At 60.6% G+C, this 2,739-nt stretch carries 2 protein-coding genes and 2 pseudogenes; 2 read left to right on the forward strand and 2 right to left on the reverse strand.

Annotated features, from left to right (window positions below; genetic code table 11):
- Positions 1–89: 89 nt before the first annotated feature.
- Positions 90–191: pseudogene (locus X727_RS1000000168365) on the reverse strand (LysR family transcriptional regulator); the annotation flags it as partial.
- Positions 192–764: 573 nt separating this feature from the next.
- Here X727_RS1000000168365 and X727_RS135280 point away from each other — a divergent pair.
- Together X727_RS135280 and X727_RS135275 are read left to right on the forward strand one after the other, a co-directional pair.
- Positions 765–1,040 carry an acyl carrier protein gene (locus X727_RS135280; protein ID WP_023673543.1) on the forward strand — a complete coding sequence of 92 codons (276 nt, stop codon included), beginning with the start codon at positions 765–767 and terminating at the stop codon, positions 1,038–1,040.
- Entirely contained in the window at positions 1,041–2,246 is a 1,206-nt protein-coding gene (locus tag X727_RS135275; RefSeq protein ID WP_023707447.1) for a beta-ketoacyl-[acyl-carrier-protein] synthase family protein, read from the forward strand.
- A 279-nt stretch (positions 2,247–2,525) separates the two neighbouring features.
- Here the strand turns inward: X727_RS135275 and X727_RS0135205 are convergent.
- Positions 2,526–2,739: pseudogene (locus X727_RS0135205) on the reverse strand (hypothetical protein); the annotation flags it as partial.

Here is a 2,739-nt window from a genome sequence, read left to right on the forward strand (position 1 = left end):
GTGGTCTCCGGGAAATTTCGGATCGGCTTAAGCAACCAAATCCTACGTCATTTCAACGGGCTTGCGCCACATCCACCAACCCCCATGAATTTGGTTAGGTTGATGCTGCGTGCCGCCGCCGTGAGGCCGCGCTCGCTAAGCAGCGCGTCGAGAACGACGAGAAGATTCAGATCGAGCCCTTTGAAACGCATGTCTTAGCTATCCATAGCGTGGATGAATTTGATTGAAACAAACGATTTTACCAATTTTCCGGAATGTCGCATGGACCTGGCAGGACCTCACGTGCGCCGATCACTGCCTCTATCGCGTGGCGAGTCCCTTGAGAAGAGCCCGAAAGAGGAAATCTGTCGCGTGCGGTGGAGATTGTACTGGGAATGAGAGGCAGCGCTCCAAATCATGTCGAACTCTCCGACGAATGGCGACCGGTACATAGTTGATCGCAACTGGTCCGGAGCTATGAAACATCTCGATTACATATGAGGTGCCGAGTGAATACGCTGACAGCACCCACCGTCGCAGCGTTTAGCTGACGTTTGACGACGGTTCCTATCCATTTACACGCAGATTCTTGATGTGCTGGCGCAAAAGCGGGAGGCCGGCGACTTTTCTTCGTCATCGGGCTGACGCCGCAGAAGCCGGAACTCGTCCGGTTCCTATGGGCATTGGGCTTGGTCGGCGCACAGGCTCTATGAGGGGCAATTTTGGCAACGCGACGCGACTCGGGTTTTGAACGACGCCGAAAACGCAAGCTGGAAAGGAACAAGATGGCAGATCAACTCGCCAACGAAATAATCGCAATGATCAAGAAGCGCGCCGCGTCAGAGGGCGGCATAGCGCCTGCCACGGGCGGCGAAATAACGGCTGCCACGGGACTGACTTCGCTCGGTATCGATTCACTGGGATTGGCGGACGTTCTCTGGGACCTGGAGCAGGCCTACGGCATCGAGATCGAGATGAATACGGCCGAGGCATGGTCGGATCTCCAGAATGTTGGGGGCATGGTGGAAGCCGTGCGCAGCTTGCTCCCTACGGGGGTGTGAATGGACAGGCGCGTCGTGATTACTGGGATTGGCGGGATTTGCGGGCTTGGAACCAACGCCGCCGCCATTTGGACAGAGATGCGAGAAGGCCGCTCCGCCATCGGCCCAATCGTCAACTCCGAGTTCCATGAATTGAGGGTCAGGATCGGTGCCGAGATCAAGGCCCTGCCGGAGCATGACATCGACAGCAAGCAACTCATCTCCATGGACCGCTTCAGCCTGCTCGCTGTGCTTGCGGCGCGCGAAGCCATGCGTCAGGCCGGACTTTCCTCCAAAGAGGGAAATAGCTATCGCTTCGGTGCGACGGTGGGCGTTGGCGGCTGCGGGTGGGATGCGATCGAGCAAACCTACCGCGCCATCCTTCTGGGCGGTAAGCGTGCCGCTCTCTTGACTGTACCCAAGGCAATGCCGGGTGCCGCTGCCGGCCAGGTCAGCATGAGTCTCGGCCTGCGCGGGCCGGTCTTCGGCGTCACGTCCGCCTGTTCCTCGGCAAACCATGCGATTGCCTGCGCGGTGGACCAGATCAGGCTCGGCCGGGCCGACGTGATGCTTGCCGGCGGCAGCGAAGCGCCGCTCATATGGGGTGTGCTGAAGGCATGGGAAGCGATCCGCGTGCTTTCGCCCGATACTTGCCGGCCATTCTCGGCCGATCGCCAGGGCCTGTCGCTTGGTGAAGGCGCCGGCATGGCGGTGCTGGAAAGCTACGAGCATGCCTTGGCTCGGGGCGCCACCATCCTTGCCGAAATTGCCGGTGTCGGCCTTTCCGCCGATGCGTCCGGCATCGTCGCGCCGACTGTCGAGGGGCCGGAGGCAGCAATGCGGGCCTGCCTTGCCGATGCCAGGCTGGACGCCGAGGATGTCGACTATCTCAACGCGCACGGCACCGGCACCAAGGCCAACGACCAGATCGAGACGGCGGCGATCAAGCGCGTCTTCGGTCAGCACGCCTTCTCAATGTCCATTTCTTCTACCAAGTCCATGCACGCGCATTGCCTCGGCGCGTCCGGCGCGCTCGAGTTGATCGCCTGCGTGATGGCTATCCGCGAGAGCGTCGTCCCGCCGACTGCCAATTATCGTGAGCTGGACCCCGATTGCGATCTCGACGTCACGCCCAATGTGGCACGCGAGCGCAAGGTGCGCGTGGCACTGAGCAACTCCTTCGCCTTTGGCGGCACGAACGCGGTTCTGGCGTTCAGGCAGGTGTAGAAGCCATGAAAGATGCTTCCGGCAACATTATCTCTCGCATCCAGATGCTTGCCGGATAACCTTGTGAAGGGCGGGTCATTGACCGCCTCGGCGAATGCGGGAAGTGGCAGCGGAAGATCGAGGATCCGGGGGTATCGTCTTTGCGAAATTCTTAACTGTTGAACCGGCTTGGACGTACCGCCGCCCCGTAAAAGGTAAGCGAGGCCATGCGGGCTCGGCTTGAGGGTCTGAAGCTGTACACGACAATGTCTGGAAGCCGCAGGGTCGGCTCTGCGCCCGTTATAGTCGCCTGAGTGCTGCCGGCCCGGCCGCGCCGCGGGCGCCGTCAATGAGCTCCTTGGACATGCGGACCTTGCCTCTCTTGGCCGACGCTTCGAAGCGTGCTGTCGTGCTGGCCTCCAGATCCGCCACATGCTTGCGCAGGGTCGTGGTGGGCGCGAGGCCAAAGATGAAGTCGACGCGCAGCACCAGTCGATGACCTGGGTTGCAATAA

Source organism: Mesorhizobium sp. L103C105A0, assembly GCF_000502215.1.
Lineage (GTDB): Bacteria > Pseudomonadota > Alphaproteobacteria > Rhizobiales > Rhizobiaceae > Mesorhizobium.

Coding starts and splice junctions, on each gene's coding strand:
- X727_RS135280 (WP_023673543.1), top strand. CDS start 765: ATGGCAGATCAACTCGCCAACGAAATAATCGCAATGATCAAGAAGCGC.
- X727_RS135275 (WP_023707447.1), top strand. CDS start 1,041: ATGGACAGGCGCGTCGTGATTACTGGGATTGGCGGGATTTGCGGGCTT.